General features: G+C 55.0%; 22 protein-coding genes and 1 pseudogene. All 23 read left to right on the top strand.

Annotation, left to right across the window (positions count from 1 at the left end):
* Positions 1–3: 3 nt before the first annotated feature.
* Positions 4–300 (top strand): flagellar hook-basal body complex protein FliE, encoded by a 297-nt coding sequence (gene fliE, locus CD000_RS09405; RefSeq protein ID WP_011230718.1) that lies wholly within the window; start codon positions 4–6, stop codon positions 298–300.
* Between the two features lie 90 nt (positions 301–390).
* Positions 391–1,977 (top strand): flagellar basal-body MS-ring/collar protein FliF, encoded by a 1,587-nt coding sequence (fliF, locus tag CD000_RS09400; protein WP_096225527.1) that lies wholly within the window; start codon positions 391–393, stop codon positions 1,975–1,977.
* 12 nt (positions 1,978–1,989) lie between these two features.
* Positions 1,990–3,009: a flagellar motor switch protein FliG gene (gene fliG, locus CD000_RS09395; RefSeq protein ID WP_096225526.1), complete on the top strand. Its 1,020-nt coding sequence runs from the start codon at positions 1,990–1,992 to the stop codon at positions 3,007–3,009.
* Complete coding sequence (fliH, locus tag CD000_RS09390; RefSeq protein ID WP_020278189.1) at positions 2,993–3,772, top strand: flagellar assembly protein FliH; 780 nt, start codon at positions 2,993–2,995, stop codon at positions 3,770–3,772. Before fliG ends, fliH begins: the two co-directional genes overlap by 17 nt.
* Positions 3,750–5,060, top strand: a complete 1,311-nt coding sequence (gene fliI / locus CD000_RS09385) for a flagellar protein export ATPase FliI (RefSeq protein ID WP_096225525.1) — start codon at positions 3,750–3,752, stop codon at positions 5,058–5,060. The genes fliH and fliI overlap by 23 nt, the downstream gene beginning before the upstream one ends.
* Before the next feature lie 42 nt (positions 5,061–5,102).
* A complete protein-coding gene (gene fliJ / locus CD000_RS09380) occupies positions 5,103–5,549 on the top strand; it encodes a flagellar export protein FliJ (RefSeq protein WP_011230723.1) in 447 nt (148 codons plus the stop codon).
* Complete coding sequence (locus CD000_RS09375) at positions 5,550–6,161, top strand: MotE family protein (RefSeq protein ID WP_011230724.1); 612 nt, start codon at positions 5,550–5,552, stop codon at positions 6,159–6,161.
* Positions 6,158–7,348 carry a flagellar hook-length control protein FliK gene (locus tag CD000_RS09370; protein ID WP_096225524.1) on the top strand — a complete coding sequence of 397 codons (1,191 nt, stop codon included), beginning with the start codon at positions 6,158–6,160 and terminating at the stop codon, positions 7,346–7,348. The genes CD000_RS09375 and CD000_RS09370 overlap by 4 nt, the downstream gene beginning before the upstream one ends.
* A 17-nt stretch (positions 7,349–7,365) precedes the next feature.
* Entirely contained in the window at positions 7,366–7,794 is a 429-nt protein-coding gene (gene flgD / locus CD000_RS09365; RefSeq protein WP_096225523.1) for a flagellar hook assembly protein FlgD, read from the top strand.
* Positions 7,795–7,811: 17 nt separating this feature from the next.
* A complete protein-coding gene (gene flgG / locus CD000_RS09360; protein WP_096225522.1) occupies positions 7,812–8,603 on the top strand; it encodes a flagellar basal body rod protein FlgG in 792 nt (263 codons plus the stop codon).
* A 43-nt stretch (positions 8,604–8,646) separates the two neighbouring features.
* The gene (locus tag CD000_RS09355; protein WP_011230728.1) at positions 8,647–8,871 is read left to right on the top strand and encodes a flagellar FlbD family protein; all 225 of its coding nucleotides are present in this window, start codon (positions 8,647–8,649) and stop codon (positions 8,869–8,871) included.
* A complete protein-coding gene (gene fliL / locus CD000_RS09350; RefSeq protein ID WP_096225521.1) occupies positions 8,858–9,286 on the top strand; it encodes a flagellar basal body-associated protein FliL in 429 nt (142 codons plus the stop codon). Before CD000_RS09355 ends, fliL begins: the two co-directional genes overlap by 14 nt.
* 28 nt (positions 9,287–9,314) lie before the next feature.
* Entirely contained in the window at positions 9,315–10,319 is a 1,005-nt protein-coding gene (gene fliM / locus CD000_RS09345) for a flagellar motor switch protein FliM (protein WP_011230730.1), read from the top strand.
* Positions 10,309–11,490: a flagellar motor switch phosphatase FliY gene (gene fliY, locus CD000_RS09340; protein ID WP_096225520.1), complete on the top strand. Its 1,182-nt coding sequence runs from the start codon at positions 10,309–10,311 to the stop codon at positions 11,488–11,490. Before fliM ends, fliY begins: the two co-directional genes overlap by 11 nt.
* Before the next feature lie 25 nt (positions 11,491–11,515).
* Complete coding sequence (locus CD000_RS09335; RefSeq protein ID WP_096225519.1) at positions 11,516–11,875, top strand: response regulator; 360 nt, start codon at positions 11,516–11,518, stop codon at positions 11,873–11,875.
* Between the two features lie 19 nt (positions 11,876–11,894).
* On the top strand, positions 11,895–12,551 hold the full coding sequence (fliZ, locus tag CD000_RS09330) for a flagella biosynthesis regulatory protein FliZ (protein ID WP_096225518.1): 657 nt from the start codon (positions 11,895–11,897) through the stop codon (positions 12,549–12,551).
* Positions 12,544–13,212, top strand: a complete 669-nt coding sequence (gene fliP, locus CD000_RS09325) for a flagellar type III secretion system pore protein FliP (protein WP_096225517.1) — start codon at positions 12,544–12,546, stop codon at positions 13,210–13,212. The genes fliZ and fliP overlap by 8 nt, the downstream gene beginning before the upstream one ends.
* Before the next feature lie 15 nt (positions 13,213–13,227).
* A complete protein-coding gene (fliQ, locus tag CD000_RS09320; protein WP_096225516.1) occupies positions 13,228–13,497 on the top strand; it encodes a flagellar biosynthesis protein FliQ in 270 nt (89 codons plus the stop codon).
* A 6-nt stretch (positions 13,498–13,503) separates the two neighbouring features.
* The gene (gene fliR / locus CD000_RS09315) at positions 13,504–14,277 is read left to right on the top strand and encodes a flagellar biosynthetic protein FliR (protein WP_096225515.1); all 774 of its coding nucleotides are present in this window, start codon (positions 13,504–13,506) and stop codon (positions 14,275–14,277) included.
* A 1-nt stretch (position 14,278) separates the two neighbouring features.
* A complete protein-coding gene (gene flhB / locus CD000_RS09310; RefSeq protein WP_096225514.1) occupies positions 14,279–15,361 on the top strand; it encodes a flagellar biosynthesis protein FlhB in 1,083 nt (360 codons plus the stop codon).
* Positions 15,362–15,379: 18 nt separating this feature from the next.
* The gene (gene flhA / locus CD000_RS09305; protein WP_096225513.1) at positions 15,380–17,425 is read left to right on the top strand and encodes a flagellar biosynthesis protein FlhA; all 2,046 of its coding nucleotides are present in this window, start codon (positions 15,380–15,382) and stop codon (positions 17,423–17,425) included.
* Positions 17,422–18,591 (top strand): flagellar biosynthesis GTPase FlhF, encoded by a 1,170-nt coding sequence (flhF, locus tag CD000_RS09300; protein ID WP_096225512.1) that lies wholly within the window; start codon positions 17,422–17,424, stop codon positions 18,589–18,591. Before flhA ends, flhF begins: the two co-directional genes overlap by 4 nt.
* Positions 18,585–19,052, top strand: a pseudogene (locus tag CD000_RS09295) (P-loop NTPase); the annotation flags it as partial. The gene flhF and the pseudogene CD000_RS09295, both read left to right, overlap by 7 nt.
* Positions 19,053–19,099: the final 47 nt, after the last annotated feature.

Below are 19,099 nucleotides of genomic sequence, written 5' to 3'. Positions count from 1 at the left end.
ACGATGATTGATGGAGCAAGCCGCATTGGGCTGACGATGTCTTCCGCCGTTTCGCCCCCAGCGAAGCCGGCTGAGGCGCAAAAGCAATTCGCCGCATTTTTCAAAGAGGCGCTCAACCGCGTGAACGAAGCGCAAATTCAAGCCGATGCGCTGACGGAAAAGCTCGTTCGCGGGGAGAACGTTCAGTTGCATGATGTGATGATCGCCGCGCAAAAAGCGAGCATCACGTTGCAGCTGACGCTGGAGATCCGCAACAAAGCGATCGAGGCGTATCAAGAAATGATGCGCATGCCATTGTAGCAGCAATGAATCGCAATACATACGATACATACGGAAGCCGCCGCCATTGTTGCGCTATGGCGGCAGGTATTGGATCATCGGGGGAATTGTATGAGAAGGAAATGGAAAGAGTGGTGGAGCCGCACTCGCGCGTTTTGGCAGGAACGGACAAAAAAACAGAAATGGCTCGTGCTCACTGCGGCAGCGGCCGTGCTTTTGGCCGTTGGCGTCGGCGTCTTTTTCGCCACAAGGACGGAAATGGTGCCCCTCTACAGCAATTTGTCGCCGCAAGAAGCGGGGCAAATTAAAGCAACGCTTGACCAGCGCGGCGTTCCGGCCGAAGTGGCGGACGGCGGGACGACGATTAAAGTGCCGAAAGAGCAAGTGGACGCGCTGAAAGTCGAGCTCGCTGCTGAAGGCATCCCGAACAGTGGAGTCATTGACTATTCATTTTTCAGCCAAAACGCGAGCTTTGGCATGACGGATAACGAGTTCAATATGGTGAAGCTGAAGGCGATGCAAACGGAGCTCGCCAACTTGATCAAGACGATCGACGGCGTCGAGGACGCCAAAGTCATGATCAACCTTCCGCAGCCGAGCGTATTCGTTTCCGATGAGAAAGGGGAAGCCTCGGCTTCGATCGTGCTGAAGACGAAGCCGGGCTATCAATTCAGCGACGAGCAAATCAAAGCGCTCTATCATCTCGTCGCCAAAAGTGTTCCGAATCTCTCTACAGATAATATCGTCATTATGAATCAGTTTTTTGAGTATTACGATTTAAAAAACGACGGCGAAAATTCGACAGGAACGACATTCGCCTCGCAGCAGCAAATCAAAAAGCAGATCGAGCGCGACATTCAACGCCAAGTGCAGCAACTGCTCGGCACGATGATGGGGCAGGATAAAGTCGTCGTTTCCGTGACGGCGGATGTCGACTTTACGCAGGAGAAACGAGAAGAAAATTTGGTTTCTCCAGTGGACGAGAAAACGAAGCAAGGTATTGCCGTCAGCGTTCAGCGCATTAAAGAGACGTACTCCGGGAGCGGTGTGCCGCCCGGAGGCGCCGCTGGAACGGGCGCGAACGAAGTGCCGGGCTACCAAAACGCAAACGGCGCAACAAACGGCAACTATGAACGAACCGAAGAGACGATCAACAATGAGGTAAACAAAATCAAAAAGCAAATCGTCGAAAGTCCATATAAAATCCGCGACCTAGGCATCCAAGTGATGGTCGAGCCGCCTGACCCTAATGATCCGAACTCGCTGCCGCCCGAGACGGTCAATGATATTCAAAAACTGCTAGGAACGATCGTTCGGACGTCAATTGACAAAAGCGAGGCGCAAACGCTCACTGATCAAGACATCAACAACCGCATCGTCGTTTCGGTGCAAAAATTCAACGGCAAGCCGACATTCACCGAATCAACGCCGGACCGGCCGGCGTGGTGGTGGTATGCGGCCGGTGCAGGAGCGCTGTTGCTCGTTGCCTTGCTGTTGTTCCTCTGGCTGCGCCGCCGCCGTGAAGACGAGGAAGAGGAAGAAGAACACTTGTTCACTCCGCCGCTTTCGACGGAGCCGGATTTGCCGGAGCCGCCGGAGACGGAGGCAGCGTTGCGCCGTCGACAGCTTGAGCGGCTGGCGAAAGAAAAGCCGGATGAGTTTGCAAAATTATTAAAAACGTGGCTATCGGAAGAGTAGGGGGAACGGCGTATGGCAAAGCGCGAACGAAAAGGCGGGCTGTCGGGCAGGCAAAAAGCAGCCATCTTGCTTATTTCCCTCGGCCCGGATGTGTCGGCCTCTGTCTATAAACATTTATCCGAGGAAGAGATTGAGAAGCTGACGCTAGAAATTTCCAACGTCCGTCAAGTGACGGCCGAACAAAAAGAGGAAGTGCTTGAAGAGTTTCGACAGCTCGCCTTGGCGCAAGATTACATTGCCCAAGGCGGCATCGCCTATGCGAAAGAAGTGCTTGAAAAAGCGCTCGGCCCGGATAAGGCGATGCAGATCATCAACCGCCTGACATCAACGCTGATGGTGCGGCCGTTTGATTTCGCCCGCAAAGCCGACCCGATGCAGCTGTTAAACTTCATTCAAAATGAACATCCGCAAACGATCGCTCTGATTCTTTCGTATTTGGAGCCGGCACAGGCAGGGCAAATTTTATCGGCGCTGCCGCAGGAAATGCAGGCGGATGTCGCCCGGCGCATCGCGCTGATGGACAGCACATCGCCGGAGATTATCAACGAAGTCGAGCAAATTTTGGAGCGGCGGCTGTCCGCGACCGTCGTGCAAGATTACACGCAAGCCGGCGGAATTGAGGCGGTCGTGGAAGTGCTGAACCAAGTCGACCGGAGCACGGAGCGGACGATTTTGGATGCCTTGGAAATTCAAGACCCGGAACTGGCTGAGGAAATTAAAAGACGGATGTTTGTCTTTGAAGATATCGTGACGCTCGATCACCGCGCCATTCAGCGCGTCATCCGCGAGGTGGACAACAACGATCTCATGTTGGCGCTGAAAGTAGCGAGCGACGAAGTGAAAAACATTATTTTCCGCAACATGTCGACAAGAATGGCCGAGACGTTCAAAGAAGAAATGGAATATATGGGGCCGATTCGGCTGCGTGATGTCGAGGAGGCGCAATCGCGCATCGTCGCCGTGATCCGTCGTCTCGAAGAGGCCGGAGAAATCGTCATCGCGCGCGGGGGAGGAGATGATATTATTGTCTAACGTCATTAAAGCGCCGAAATTGGCGGCGCGCGCTGGGAAAAAGACGATCGTCGTGCAGCGCCATGTTTCCGATCTTCCATCGTCCGTCGACGATCGGCAGAGGGAGATGGAAGCGGTCGCCGCCGCCAAGGAAGAAGCAGCCAAGCTTCGCCGCCAGGCAGAGCAATATTACGAATCGGTGCGCGAGCAGTTGGCCCGCGAAAAAGAGGAATGGCAGCGGGAGAAAGAGCGTCTCATGCAGGAAGCGCGCGCCCGCGGGTATGAAGACGGCTATGCGGCTGGGCGCGAGGAGGCTTTGAGCGAGCACCGCGCGTTGATCGAGCAAGCCCGCCGCTTGGCGGAGCGAGCGAACACCGAATTTTACGCTCGCATCGAATCGACGGCTGAGGCGATGCTGGAGGTGGCGTTAAAAGCGGCCGAACGCATTATCGGCGCCGCGCTTGAGGGCGATCGAAACGCTTTTTTGCCGCTCGTGCACCAAGCGTTGCAGGAAGTGCGCCGGCAAACGGAAGTGGCCGTTTATGTGCATCCGCACGGCTACGAAATAGTGGCAGAGCAAAAGGAGCTGTTGAAATCTCTGTTTCCGCATCGCGTTGATCTATTCATCTACCCGGACGATGCGCTTCCTGAATATGGATGTGTCGTGGAGACGCCGTTTGGGCGCATCGAGGCGAGCGTCGATGTACAGCTTGAGCGGCTGCGCGAGGCGCTCTACCGGCGATTGAAGGAGGGAGCGTTTTCTGAACTGGCAGGCGCTTCTTGATGAAATAGACGCTATCGACTTGTATAAACGGTTTGGCAAAGTGTCGCGCGTCATCGGCTTGATGATGGAATCGAAAGGACCGAAAAGCTCGATTGGCGATCTTTGTTACATCCATGAACAGAGCGGATGCCGGAAAATTCCCGCCGAAGTCGTCGGCTTTCATGAACAGCACGTCTTGCTTATGCCGTTTTCCGCCACGACCCATATCGCTCCCGGCTGCCTTGTCGAAGCGACCGGCCGGCCGCTTGAAGTGCACGTCGGCGATGCGCTCATTGGCATGGTTCTTGATCCGCTCGGCCAACCGCTTGACGGGAGCCCGTTGCCGCCCGGGCTGAAGCCGGTGTCGGTCGAACGCGATCCGCCCAATCCGCTCGTTCGGCCGCCGATTGTCGAACCGCTTGAAGTTGGCATCCGCGTCATCGACAGCCTGCTTGCCGTCGGCAAGGGGCAACGCGTCGGCATTTTTGCCGGCTCGGGCGTCGGCAAAAGCACGCTTATGGGAATGATCGCCCGCCATACGTCGGCTGATGTGAACGTCATCGCCTTAATCGGCGAGCGTGGCCGCGAAGTGCGCGAGTTTTTAGAGCGCGACCTTGGCCCGGACGGCTTGGCCCGCTCGGTCGTTGTCGTCGCCACGTCCGACCAGCCGGCGCTGATGCGCGTCAAAGGCGCCTATACGGCAACGGCGATCGCCGAATATTTCCGCGACCAAGGGGCGGATGTTATGCTCATGATGGACTCGGTCACCCGCGTCGCTATGGCGCAACGGGAGATTGGCCTTGCCGTCGGTGAGCCGCCGACGACGAAAGGCTATACGCCATCGGTCTTCGCCCTCCTGCCAAAGCTGCTTGAACGGGCTGGAACGAACGCTTCCGGCACGATCACCGCGTTTTATACGGTGCTTGTTGACGGCGATGACATGAATGAGCCGATCGCTGATGCGGTGCGCGGCATTTTGGATGGCCATTTTGTGTTGGAACGCCAGCTGGCGAACAAAGGGCATTACCCGGCGATTAACGTGCTCAAAAGCGTCAGCCGCGTCATGCCCCACATGATCAGCGCAGAGCACCGCGAAGCGGCAAACCGGTTCCGCCGCCTTCTGTCCACTTATATCGATTCGGAGGATTTGATTCAAATCGGGGCGTACAAACGGGGGTCGTCCCAAGAAATTGATGAGGCGATCGAATTTTATCCGCAAATGATGGCGTTTTGCCGCCAAAACATCGATGAAAAAACGACGCGCGCCGAAAGCATTGATGCCCTGTTGCGCTTGTTGTCGGTTCGGTGAGAAATCGCGCGCCATTTTCAGACGATGAAAGGGTGAACAAATGTGACGCCGACGTTTCGGCTGCAAAAAGTGCTGGCGATGAAAGAAAAAGAAAAAGAAAAGGCGCTTGGCGAATACGAGGAGGCGGTCCGCCGGTTTGAGCAGGCAGCCGAAACGCTTTACCGCCTGCTCAAGGAAAAAGAAGAATGCGCGGCGGCTCGGGATGAACAGCTTCAAGCCGGCCTGTCCGTTGGAGACATTCGCCTTAGGCTGCAATATATGGCGAATTTAGAGCGGATGATCGACCATTATCAGCTCGTCGTCATGCAGGCGCGCGAGCAGATGCAGCGCCGGCAGCAGCGTTTGATGGAATTGAATATCGAAGTGAAAAAATACGAAAAAATGCGTGAGCGCATTAAGCGGTGGGCCGAGCAGCTTGAGAGGGAAGCGGAACGCCGCCTGCTCGATGAAATGGCGGTTCAACGTTTTGCAAGGCAAGGGGAGGTATAGATGGCGGAGAGCAAAGTTGAACAGGAAATGCAGGCGAGTTGGTGGCAATGGCTGTTGTTTGTCATTGTCATTCCGAGTGCGTTTGCTGCCTCCTTTCTGTTGTTGATTTTAAACATTGCCGGCGTTGATGTGGCCAAGGCGGCAAAGCAGTGGACAATAAAGGCGCCGTTTGTCTCCGAGTGGATCAACTGGAGCAAAAGGGAGAAAGCTTTGCAAAAAACGATTGAAGCTCAGCAGCAGACAATCAACCAGCAAAAACGAACGATCGCCGACCAACAAAAGCAAATCAAGCAGTTGAAAAACGAATTGGCGGCAAAGGAAAAGGAAATCGCCCAGCTGTCTGCGCCAAGCGGGAAAACGGACGCTCAGGCTGAGCCTGTTGACGAGCCGGCCTTGACGGAAGAAGATGTCGCCGGCATGTATGACGCCATGTCGGAAAAACAGGCGGCGGCTATTTTAGCGGAACTGCCTGAGAGCGAAGCGCTCCGTGTACTGAGCCAGATTGACGGCGACAAAGCGGCAGCCATTTTGGAACAAATGCCGGCTGGGCAGGCGGCAAAACTGTTGGCATCGTTAAGCAAAAGGGCGATGGGGAAGGAGGCGGCCGAATGAAAGTAACGATCACAGCAAACGCGCCGCTATCGGCAGGCGCTATGGCGGTGAAAAAAGAGGCGGAAAACGCAAACGTGTTTGCGGCGTTGCTTGCGCACAAGCAACAAGAGTTATGGCCCGCTGGGGCAGAGACTAGCTTGTTTCAAGAGGAGTCGAACAAAAACAAAGAGCCAGATTGGCAAAATGGCGGAATGGAAACGGGCGCAGCCGGACAACCATCTTCAGCGGAAAAGAAGCCGGCGCAAATCGAATCATTGTGGCTTGCCCCTTCCATCGTGGCTGCTTGGGCTGTTGCTCCAATTTCGGCAGCTGCAGGCGCGCCGCTTTTGGCGGCGGATCAGCAGGCGGAAGGGAAAACGAGTGATCATTGGGCATTTCCGTTTGTCGGTGCGATGAATGGTGAAGAAACGATTGCCGCTCAGCCGGCGGCTGATGAAGCGGGATTTGAACGTGCGTTCATAACCGACGGACGGAAAAGTGGTCATATCGATGCTGAATCTTTTTCGCCTTCCAGCGGAAAAACAGGGATGTTTCCACCGCTCCTGAGCGACGGCGACCAGCGTCCATTCCATGAGCAGGGGGGCAACAGGCCGGTTGTCGCGCTGCCTAACGGAGCTTCTTCCGTCCGTCCGGCTGGCGAAAAAGACATTTCGCTGCCAAAAAGGGGGGACAAGGGGCATGGCGGCGAGGCCGCTCCTTCATTCACCACTCCCCCTGCGCTTTTATCACCCTCCTCTTCATCTGTCGGGCTGATCGGCGAGATGCCGGCGTCAGCTGGCGGAAGCGTCGCTGATCAAGTCGCCCACGCGCTAAGGTCGGCGCGGTGGATGAAGTTGCCAAACGGTGTCATGCAGCTTGTCATCCGTCTGCATCCGGAACATCTCGGGACGGTGACGGTGAAAATGACAGAGGAAGGTGGAAAGCTCGCCGCCAAGCTGCTCGTGGCGAACGACGCGGTGAAAGAGTTGCTCTACGCTCATTTGCCGCAGCTTGCTCAGCAGCTTGATGCGAGTTCCATCACGGTCGAAAAATGGACCGTTTGGTCGGATTATGACCGCTCCGCTATGCCGCCGTATTCCGGGAACCGCCAAGGAGGACAGCAGCAGGGCGAATCGCGGCAAAAACAAAAGCGGGAGCCATCATCTTCCTTCCCGTTTGCGCTAGACGGGATCGAAGCTGACGCATAAGGGGGAAAAGAACGAGGATGACAACGAATGCGATTGATGGAAGCTTATGGCTGGCAAACGCGGTTCAGCCGGAACGGAAAACGGGCAATCAAATTTTAGGAAAAGACGACTTTCTCAAAATTTTGCTCGCTCAGCTAGAAAACCAAGACCCGCTCAATCCGATGAAAGATAAAGACTTTATCGCGCAAATGGCGAGCTTCTCCTCGCTTGAGCAAATGATGAGCATCGCCAATTTGATGCAGCAATGGATGCAAGCGTCAAGCCGCGATGCGCTTTTGCGCTACAGCGAATGGATCGGCAAAACGGTGCACTGGCAAGACGGCGAGACGATGATGAGCGCCGTCGTTCAATCGGTCATGCAAAAAGACGGCCAAGTGACTCTTGGGCTTGATAACGGGACAACGATTGCCGCGGATGCGGTCGTGAAAGTCGAACAAAAAGGATAAAAGGGGAGAGGGAACCGATGCTTCGTTCCATGTATTCCGGAATCGGCGCCATGCGCAACTTTCAAACGAAGTTGGATGTCATCGGCAACAACATTGCCAATGTCAATACGTACGGGTTTAAAAAAGGACGAACGATTTTCAAAGATTTGATGAGCCAGACGATTTCTGGAGCAAGCGGACCCAATGCCGGCCGCGGCGGGACGAATCCAAAGCAGGTCGGGCTCGGTTCGCAGCTGGCGGCGATCGACACCGTCCATACGCAAGGCAGCTTGCAAACGACCGGCCGTGTGCTTGATTTGGCCATTTCCGGCGACGGGTTTTTCGTCGTCGGCGACGCTTCCGGCAGCATGTATACGAGAGCCGGGAATTTTTATCTCGATTCGCAAGGCTATATTGTCAATGCCGATGGCCAATATTTGCTCGGTGTTGGAAATAGCCGCCTTCAAATTCCGACATATGCGAAAAGCTTGAGCATCGGGGCGGACGGCAAAGTGACCATTGTGGATGCTTCTGGGACTTTACGTACGATCGGCACAATTCAGCTGGCCAAATTTGCAAACAATGACGGATTAGAAAAAGCCGGCAACAACTTGTTCCGCGAAACGACCAACTCCGGCGCGCCAACGACAGGGGCGCCGGGAGCGAACGGAACAGGAACCATCGTCTCCGGCGCGCTTGAGATGTCCAACGTCGACCTTGCCGAGGAATTCACGGAGATGATCGTCGCCCAGCGCGGCTTCCAGGCGAATACGCGCATCATTACGACATCGGATGAAATTTTGCAAGAGCTTGTCAACTTGAAAAAATAGAATAGGAGGTAGGGCGTGAGCGGCGTCTTGCGCCTGCTGGCCGATGATTTCGTTAACGAAGCTCAACGGGAAACGGTTTGTGCTCAATGCGTTGTACATCGAACAAATTGAAGCGTTTCCTGATACGACCGTGACGCTGACGAACGGAAAAAAATTCGTCGTGCGCGAAACGGTCGAGCAAGTGGCTGCACGAGCGAGCGAATTTTACCGGCAGCTTGGTGTGTTTCGCTTACCGAAAGCAGGAGGATTGGACAGTGAAAGGGAATAAAGCAATCAAAACGATGATCATTGTGCTGGCGGTCATCGCCTTGGCCGGAACGGCGGCGCTTGTCGCGGTGATGAAGATGGGGAATGCGGAAAAACAAGGGGCGCCAAGCGCCGATGAACTAGCGGAACGATCGATCGACATTCCGGAAATGACCACCAATTTAGCGGACGGGCGTTATATTAAAATCTCATTTAAAATTGAAACAGACAGCGATCAAGGAAAAGAAGAGGCGGAGAAACGCGATTTTCAGATGAAAGACGTGATCATCGAGCAACTTTCGCAGATGAAAGCGGCCGACTTTAAAGGAAAAGAAGGGCTGACGGCGCTGAAAGAGCGGCTGAAGCGCGAGATCAACGGATTGATGCAAGAAGGGAGAGTGGAGAACGTCTACATTACCTCTTTTATCCTCCAGTAGCCCTGTCATTGGAAGGGGGGAAGATGAAATGACGGCCGGGGAAGTATTGTCGCAAAGCGAAATTGACGCGTTGCTCGCTGCGCTTTCTGCAGGGGAGATGAGCGCGGAGGAGCTGAAAAAAGAGGAGGAAGGCCGACGCGTCAAAACGTATGATTTCCGGCGGGCGCTCCGGTTTTCCAAAGATCAAATCCGCAGCCTGACGCGCATTCATGAGAATTTCGCCCGTCTGCTGACAACGTTTTTTTCCGCCCAGTTGCGCACATATGTGCAAATTTCGGTCGCATCGGCCGACCAAATTCCATACGAAGAATTTGTCCGCTCCATCCCAAAAATGACGATCATCAATGTCTTTGAGGTGCCGCCGCTTGGCGGGCATGTCCTTTTGGAAGTCAACCCGAACATCGCTTACGCCATGCTTGACCGGGTGATGGGCGGGCGCGGCGTCGGCATGGATAAAGTGGAGCATTTGACTGAGATTGAAACACGCATCATGTCCAATTTGTTTGACAAGGCATTTGTCCATTGGCGCGACGCTTGGGAATCGGTGGCGGAAGTCGACCCGCTCTTTGTCGATTTTGAAGTCAATCCGCAGTTTTTGCGCATGATTGCGCCGAACGACACCGTCGTCGTCATTTCGCTCAACACGCAAATCGGCGAAGCGCGCGGCATGATGAATGTGTGCATTCCGCATGTCGTCTTGGAGCCGATTATGCCGCGGCTGTCGGTGCATTACTGGATGCAGGCGCAAAAAAAGGAGCGTTCCCCCGAGGAAGCGAAACGGATCGAACAGCGCATCCGCGCGGCAAAATTGCCGATTATCGCTGAACTGGGAACGGCGGTCATCACGGTCAATGAATTTCTTCAACTCGAGGCCGGCGACGTCATTCAGCTCGAGCAGTCGATTCATGAGCCGCTCGTGGTCAAAATCGGCCATATTCCAAAGTTTATCGGCCAGCCGGGGAAGCGGAACAAAAAGCTGGCGGTGCAAATTTTAGCGATGATCGAGGGGGACGAAGACGACCATGATGAATGATGGGATGTTGTCGCAAGATGAAATCGATGCTTTACTGCGCGGAATGGACAATAGCGATCACGTTCCGGCGCTCCACGATATTTTCACCCCGCTCGAGCAAGATGCCCTTGGGGAAATTGGCAATATTTCATTCGGCAGTTCGGCCACTGCACTGTCGATGTTATTGAACCAAAAGGTGGAAATTACGACGCCAAGCGTGTCCATGATCGAGCGCACAAGCGTCGCTGATGAATTTCCGCAGCCATATGTCGCCATCCAAGTCAACTATACGGAAGGGCTGCTCGGGACAAATTTGTTGGTCATTAAACAGAAAGACGCGGCGATTATCGCTGATTTAATGCTTGGCGGCGACGGAACGGCGGCCGATGGTCCGCTCGGAGAGATTCAGCTGAGCGCTGTTCAAGAAGCGATGAACCAAATGATGGGCTCAGCGGCGACGTCGATGTCGACCGTCTTTGGCAAGCGGGTTGATATTTCCCCGCCGACGCTCCACCTGCTTGATTTGGCGGAAGGAAAAGGGATGGAATATTTGCCGGACGAAGATTTTCTCATTAAAGTGTCATTTCGGCTGAAAATCGGCGAGTTGATCGACTCAAGCATTATGCAGCTGCTGCCGGTCGATTTCGCGAAAGAATTGGCTGCCCAATTGCTCGGCTCGCCGCTTGAGGAGCCGGGGGCTGCGGAAGTTAACCTCAAGTCGTCGGCGGACGCGCGGCCGTTTAGCGAGCCGCAGCCTGTTCCGACTTACGCTCAGGCGAACGGCGGTGCGGCCGTTTCAGAAGCGGCGAGCCGCTCGACGGATGAACCGTCGGCTGGGCGCGCGGACAAGGATAGGGATGGTGCAACCGCTCGGCATATTCAAACCGCCGATTTCGTCGAGTTCGATGCCCCGCCGCTTGCGGCAACGGAGGCGCGCAATTTGGAGCTGCTGTTTGATGTGCCGCTGCAGGTGACGGTTGAACTCGGACGGACGAAGCGATCGGTGCAGGAAATTTTGCAGCTGTCGACTGGATCGATCATTGAGCTCGATAAGCTGGCCGGCGAACCGGTCGACGTGTTTGTCAACAACAAGCTGATCGCGAAAGGAGAGGTTGTCGTCATCGATGAAAATTTCGGCGTCCGCATCACGGACATCATCAGCCAAAGCGATCGGCTAACACGGCTAAAATAAACAAGCGTTTGGGAGGTAAGGGGACATGGCAAGAGTGCTTGTCGTTGATGATGCGGCATTTATGCGCATGATGATTAAAGACATTTTGACAAAAAACGGACATGAAGTCGTCGCCGAAGCGGCCGATGGGCGGGAGGCGATCGAGAAATACAAGGAAACGCAGCCCGATGTAGTGACAATGGATATTACGATGCCGGAGATGGATGGGATTACGGCGCTCAAGGAAATTAAAAAAATCGACAGCAACGCCAAAGTCATTATGTGCTCCGCGATGGGGCAGCAGGCAATGGTGATTGATGCCATTCAAGCCGGGGCGAAAGATTTTGTGGTCAAGCCGTTCCAAGCGGACCGCGTCATCGAAGCGATCAACAAAACGATCGGGTGAGCGATCAGAGGTGGAAACTATGGCAATTTGGCGCTGGGCGGCCGTTTTGCTGGCAGCAGCCATCGCTTTGGGGCCGGTGCCGGCATTGGCCGCCCAAAGCCCGACGGTCGCCGACTGCCTGCAACATCCCGATTCATGCGGGAAGTCAGCTCCTTCCGGGCAACAGACAAAACAGACAGCGAATCAAGCCGCTGATGCGGTTTCCGCTTTCGATGTGCTTCGGCTCATCGGCGCGACCGCCTTTGTTCTCTTCCTTCTTTATGCGCTGTTTCAATGGCTTTCCCGCCGTCAGTTGTTCGTTTCCAGCCAAAAAGGCGCCATTGAGCACCTTGGGGGAACAAGCGTCGGGGCGAACCGCTCTGTGCAGCTGATTAAAGTCGGCCGCCGGCTGCTCGTCATCGGCGTCGGCGATTCGATTCAGCTGCTTAAGGAAATTGAAGACGAAGATGAAATCCATGAGCTGTTAGCGCAGCATCGCGAACGGTTGGAACGGATGGCGGAGTTCGGCCGGCTTGGCTCCCTCCTTCGCGGTGAGTGGACGGCGAAATCAAAGCGGAAAAGCGGTTCGCTGTCATCGTTTTCGGCGCTGTTGGCTGAGGAGATGAAGCAAATGGCCGAAAAGCGAAACGAGTGGCTCAATCGGTTGAAGAAGAAAGGGACGGCGGGCGATGAGTGAATTTGTCCATATGTTTGATTCGATGGCTCCCGATCACGTGTCGACAGCGGTGAAGCTTCTTCTGCTGCTCACCGTTTTGTCGATCGCTCCCGGCATTCTCATTATGATGACATGTTTTACGCGCATCGTCATCGTTTTGTCGTTTGTGCGCACGGCGCTCGGCACGCAGCAGATGCCGCCGAACCAAGTGCTCGTCGGGCTCGCGCTGTTTTTAACATTTTTCATTATGGCGCCAACCTGGAAAGAAATCAACGACCAGGCATTGCAGCCGCTGTTTGCCGACAAAATTGATTTGGAGGAGGCGTATGAACGGGCGGCTGTTCCGCTGAAGCAGTTTATGAGCCAATACACAAGGCAGGAAGATTTGGCGCTGTTTTTATCATACAGCGGCGCCAAACAGCCGAAAACGATCAACGACATCCCGATGACCGCGCTCGTGCCGGCGTTTGCCATCAGTGAGTTGAAAACGGCGTTTCAAATGGGCTTTATGATTTTTATTCCGTTTTTAGTCATCGACATGATCGTCGCCAGCGTCTTAATGTCGATGGGGATGATGATGCTGCCGCCTGTGATGATTTCGCTGCCGTTTAAAATTTTATTGTTTGTCCTTGTTGATGGCTGGCATTTGGTCGTCAAATCATTGTTGCAAAGTTTTCAATAAAGATAGGTGGCGTTTATGAGTGCCGATTTCATCATCCGCCTTGCTGAACAAGGCGTGTATATCGTGCTTGTCGTCTGCGGGCCGCTCTTGTTGTTGACCCTTGTCGTCGGGCTTGTCGTCAGCATTTTTCAGGCGGCGACGCAAATTCAAGAGCAGACGCTTGCGTTTGTGCCGAAAATCGTCGCCGTCTTGCTTGGACTTGTGTTCTTTGGGCCGTGGATGCTCTCGAAAATGGTGTCGTACGCGCACGATATTTTCAACAATCTTGCTTCGTTTATAGGCTGATCGGCGATGGAACAAGTATGGACTTATTTTCCGGCGTTTTTGCTCGTCTTTGTCCGCGCTGCTTCGTTTTTCGCGGCGATGCCGTTGTTTTCCTACCGGACCGTGCCGGCTTCGTATAAAGCCGGATTGGCGTTTTTGTTCAGCTGGCTGTTGTTTTGGGCGATGCCCAAACCGGTGTTGGCGCTTGACGGCGTGTATGTATTGCTTGTCGTAAAAGAAGCGCTCGTCGGACTGGCGCTTGGGCTGCTGGCAGCGATCCTCATGGCGGCGGTGCAAGTCGCCGGCGGCTTGATCGATTTTCAAATCGGGTTTGCCATCGCCAACGTCATCGACCCGCAAACTGGAGCGCAAAGCTCGCTGCTTGGCGAGTATCTTCATTTGCTGGCGCTTTTGCTTTTGCTTATGCTTGACGGGCACCATTTGCTGCTTGACGGCATGTTTTACAGCTATCATTGGCTGCCGCTTGACCGCTTGCCGCACATTGCCGATGGGCCGGCGGTGGAGTACGTCGTGCGGGTGTTCGCTGCCATGTTTGCCGCCGCTGTGCAAATGGCCGCCCCGCTTGTCGGATCGCTCTTTTTAGTCGACGTGGCGCTTGGCATCATCGCCCGCGCGGTGCCGCAAATGAACATTTTCGCGGTCGGCTTTTCCCTGAAGACGGCGGCGGCGTTTTTGCTCCTGTTTGCAGCGATCGGCGGAATTTTGCTTTCCGCCCGTGAACTGTTTCAGCTCATGTTTGCGTCGCTGCGCGAGTTTATGCGGTTGTTGGGAGGCGCGTAAGATGGGCCGCTGGCGACTTGATTTGCAATTTTTTGCGGGAGAAAAAACGGAAAAGGCGACGCCGCGCAAACGGCAAGAAGTACGGGAAAAAGGGCAGGTGGCGAAAAGCGGTGACGCAGTTGCCGCCGCCGTCTTGCTTGCAACGTTTCTCACCTTGTCTTTGGCGGGGGAGTACGAACGCGATGGCTTGCTGCGCCTGTTCGCCCGCGCGCTGTCCGATTATGCGTCCGTTCCGTTGACGATCGATTCGCTTCACCTGCTGTTTCTTGACTGGCTCCGCCATGCGGCGCTCCTTTTGGCTCCGTTTTTTGCCGCTGCCGTGCTGGCGGCCGGGCTGGCCAACTTTTTGCAAATCGGCGCTCTTTTTACTGTTGAACCGCTGAAAATGGACTGGAACCGGCTCAATCCGGTGCAAGGAATGAAGCGGCTTTTTTCGCTGCGCGCCATTGTCGAATTGTTGAAATCAGTGCTCAAAGCCGGCATCATCGGCGCAATTGTCTTTGCGCTGCTGCTTTCCGGACGAAACGAACTCATGGCGCTTGCCTCCAAACCGCCGGGTGCCATGCTCGCGGTCATTGGCGGTTTGACGGTGAAAATGGGGCTGTATGCCGCGGCGGCGCTCTTATTTTTAGCGTTGTTTGATTATTTGTACCAGCGGTTTGAATTTGAGAAAAACATTCGCATGTCGAAGCAAGACATTAAAGATGAATTCAAAAAGACGGAAGGCGACCCGCTCATTAAATCGCGCATTAAGCAAAGACAGCGGGAGATGGCGATGAGGCGGATGATGCAGGAGGTGCCGAATGCCGATGTTGTCATCACCAATCCCACCCATTATGCGGTAGCGCTGAAGTATGAAGATGGAAAAATGGAGGCGCCGGTTGTCGTGGCGAAAGGGGCTGACTATGTGGCGTTGAAAATAAAGGAAATTGCCAAGGCGAACGGCGTCGTGACGGTTGAAAATCGTCCGTTGGCGCAGGCGCTTTACCGGCAGACGGACGTCGGCGACATGATTCCAGAGACGTTTTTTAAGGCAGTGGCGGAAATTTTGGCGTACGTCTACCGGCTCAAACGAAAAGGGTAACAGCAAGGGGAGAAAACCATGCAAGCGCAGCTCAAAGATTTATCCGTGTTAATTATGGTTGTGCTCATCGTCGCCATGCTCGTCATCCCGCTGCCGACATGGCTGTTGAGCGTATTGATCATCATCAATATTTCCCTTGCCTTGCTTGTATTGCTGACGGCGATGAACACGAAAGAGCCGCTTGAGTTTTCCATTTTTCCGTCATTGCTTTTAGTGCTGACGCTGTTTCGGCTCGGGCTGAATGTGTCAACCACCCGCTCGATTTTAAGCAAAGGGGAGGCGGGCGGCGTCGTTGAAACGTTCGGAACGTTCGTCGTTGGCGGCGATGTCGTCGTTGGGTTTGTTGTGTTTTTGATTTTGGTCATCATCCAGTTTGTTGTCATCACCAAAGGGGCGGAGCGCGTCTCTGAAGTGGCGGCCCGCTTTACGCTCGATGCGATGCCCGGCAAACAGATGAGCATTGACGCCGATTTAAATGCCGGCATGATTTCGGAGCAAGAAGCCCGAAAGCGGCGGGAAAAAGTGGCGCAAGAAGCCGACTTTTACGGAGCAATGGACGGGGCGAGCAAGTTCGTGAAAGGCGACGCCATCGCCGGCATCATTATCGTCGTCATCAACATGTTGTTTGGCATGGTGATCGGCGTCGTTGAACAAGGGATGGAGATGGCGGAGGCGGCGAAGCGCTACACGCTTTTGACGGTCGGCGACGGAATCGTCAGCCAAATTCCGGCGCTGTTGATTTCCACGGCGACCGGCATCATCGTCACCCGGGCGGCGTCGGACAGCAACTTGAGCGGCGATATTATGCGCCAGCTGTTCGCGTTTCCGAAAATGTTGTACGTCACGGCAGGAACGATTTTCCTGCTCGGCTTGTTTACGCCGATCAACGACTTGTTGACGATGCCGATTGCCGGGTTGCTGGCGCTTGGCGGCTACCGATTTATCGAGCGGCAAAAGCAAGAAGAAGCGGCATTGGCCGCTCCGGAAGAGGAGGCGGCGGCCGCCGACGAATTGAAAAGCCCGGAAAGCGTCATCCAACTGTTGCATATCGATCCTATTGAATTTGAGTTCGGCTATGCGCTCATTCCGCTCGCTGATGCCAATCAAGGCGGGGATTTGCTTGACCGGATCGTCATGATCCGTCGGCAGCTCGCGCTCGAGCTTGGCATTGTCATCCCGGTTGTGCGCATTCGCGACAACATCCAGTTGCAGCCGAATGAATACCGGATCAAAGTGAAAGGCGAGGAAGTGGCGCGCGGCGAGTTGCTGCTTGACCATTATTTGGCGATGAGCCCCGGGGTTGACGACGATTCGATTGATGGCATTGACACCATCGAGCCGGCGTTTGGTCTGCCAGCGAAATGGATTTCCGAGACCGTAAAAGACCGGGCGGAAATGCTTGGCTATACGGTCGTCGACCCGCCATCGGTCGTCTCGACACACTTAACGGAGGTGCTGAAAGCCCATGCCCACGAACTGCTGGGGCGCCAGGAAACAAAACAGCTGATCGATCATTTAAAAGAATCGTATCCGGTGCTTGTCGACGATGTGACGCCGAATCCGTTGTCTGTCGGCGACGTGCAAAAAGTGCTCGCCAAGCTATTGAAAGAGAAAGTGTCGATCCGCAACTTGCCGCTCATTTTTGAGGCGCTTGCCGATTTTGCCCGCCTGACCAGCGACACCGATTTGTTGACGGAATACGTCCGCCAAGCGTTGGCGCGGCAAATCACTTCGCAGTACGCCGTGCCGGGCGAGCCGCTGCGCGTCATTACGCTGTCGGGCAGAGCGGAAAAAACGATCGCCGACGCCGTACAGCAAACAGAGCATGGCCGCTATTTGGCGCTCGAGCCGGCGCGGGCGCAGGCGTTTGTGGAAGCGGTCGCCGCGGCGCTTGAACGCTATCCGTTCGCCGGCCAGACGCCGATTTTGCTCTGCTCCCCGGCGGTGCGCATGTACGTCCGCCAGCTGACCGAGCGCCATTTTCCGACTGTTCCGGTGCTGTCGTACAACGAGCTTGAAGCGGATGTCGAAGTTCAAAGCGTGGGGATGGTGGAAATCGAATGAAAGTGAAAAAATTTGTCGCCCCGTCCATGAACGAAGCGATGAAAATGGTTCGCGCCGAACTTGGCCGCGACGCCGTCATTTTGCACTCGAAAGTCGTGCAGACCGGCGGATTTTTCGGTCTGTTTGCGAAAAAAAAGATCGAAGTGTTGGCCGGCGTTGATCCGGATCCACTGCCGCCGCGTCAGCCGGATGCCGCCGCGTCTTTGACGCGTCAGCCGGATGCCGCCGCGTCTTTGACGCGTCAGCCGAGTGCTGCGTCCTTTGCCCCTTTGCCGGCGGCCGAGCGGGAGGAAGACGGCTCGCTTGCCCGTGAGATCGAGGAAGTCAAGGCGCTCATCCGTCAGTTCAACGCCCGCTCGTCTTCGCTTTTGTATCCTCCGCCGCTTGCGGAAGCGGAACGGCGCCTCGTTCGGCAAGGGATGGCGGATGTGTACGTCCGCCAAGTGATGGATCGCCTGCTTGAACGGTGGTATGCCGACAAAGACAGCCGGTCGCCCGCTGCGGTCTCCGCCTGGACGAAAGAAGCGGTGCGCGATCTATTGTCGACGCTTCCGTTTGTCAAAACGGCGGAGCAAAAAAAGTATATGATTTTGCTTGGTCCGACCGGGGTTGGAAAAACGACGACGCTCGCCAAAATGGCAGGGCGCGCCGTCCTCGAGCAAGGGAAAAAAGTCGGGTTCATCACGGCCGACACGTACCGGATCGCCGCCATCGACCAACTGAAGACGTATGCCGACATTTTGCACGCTCCGTTGGAAGTATGCTACAATGCCGACGATTTTCGGACGGCGAAGCGGAAATTGGCCGGTTGCGATCTCGTGTTCGTCGATACGGCTGGCCGCAACTTCCGCAACCCGCAATACGTGGATGAACTGCAGCAAACGCTCGAGTTTGACAGCGAAACGGAAACGTTTCTTGTATTCGCCGCCACGGGAAAGTATGACGATATGAAAACGATTTACAACCACTTTTCCCGCCTGCCGATCGATCGGCTGATCGTGACGAAGCTCGATGAGACGGACTCGTTTGGAACGATCGTCAATGTGTTGCTTGACAGCCGGCTTGCCGCCGCCTATTTCACGAACGGGCAAAATGTGCCGGACGACATGGTGGAAGCGTCCGCAGACCGGCTCGTTCATCTGCTGTTTGGGGCGGAGCGATGGTGAGCGATCAAGCAGAACGGCTGCGCTATGAGCTGGGCCGCCGGCGCCAGCCGGCGGCGGGGCCGCGGACCATCGCGGTGACGAGCGGGAAAGGCGGAGTCGGCAAGTCAAACCTTTCGCTCAATTTTTCGCTGTCGCTCTCGAAGCTCGGGTTTCGCGTCTTGCTGCTTGATATGGACATCGGCATGGGCAACATCGACATTTTGCTCGGCCAGTCGTCGCCATTGACGCTTTCGGATTGGTTTTCCGCGCGGTTGCCGCTTTCCGAGCTGGTAAAAAGCGGACCGGAGCATCTATCGTATATTGCTGGGGGGACGGGCGCCGCGCAATGGTTGAGTGTCGATCGATCCGCTATCGACTATTTGTTGGCCGAGCTGCAGACGGTGGCGTCGCGATATGATTATCTCATTTTCGATATGGGGGCGGGTGCCTCAGAAGAACGATTGTATTTTTTAAAACCCGTGGTGCTAGATAAACTTGATCAAGCATAAAAATAGCCCTTGCTGGCGGA

Origin of the sequence: Geobacillus sp. FJAT-46040, assembly GCF_002335725.1 — a bacterium.
In the GTDB taxonomy this organism is placed as follows: Bacteria; Bacillota; Bacilli; order Bacillales; family Anoxybacillaceae; genus Geobacillus; species Geobacillus thermoleovorans.
The sequence above is the reverse complement of the archived record's forward strand: the minus strand, read 5'-3'. Positions and strand labels throughout refer to the sequence as shown.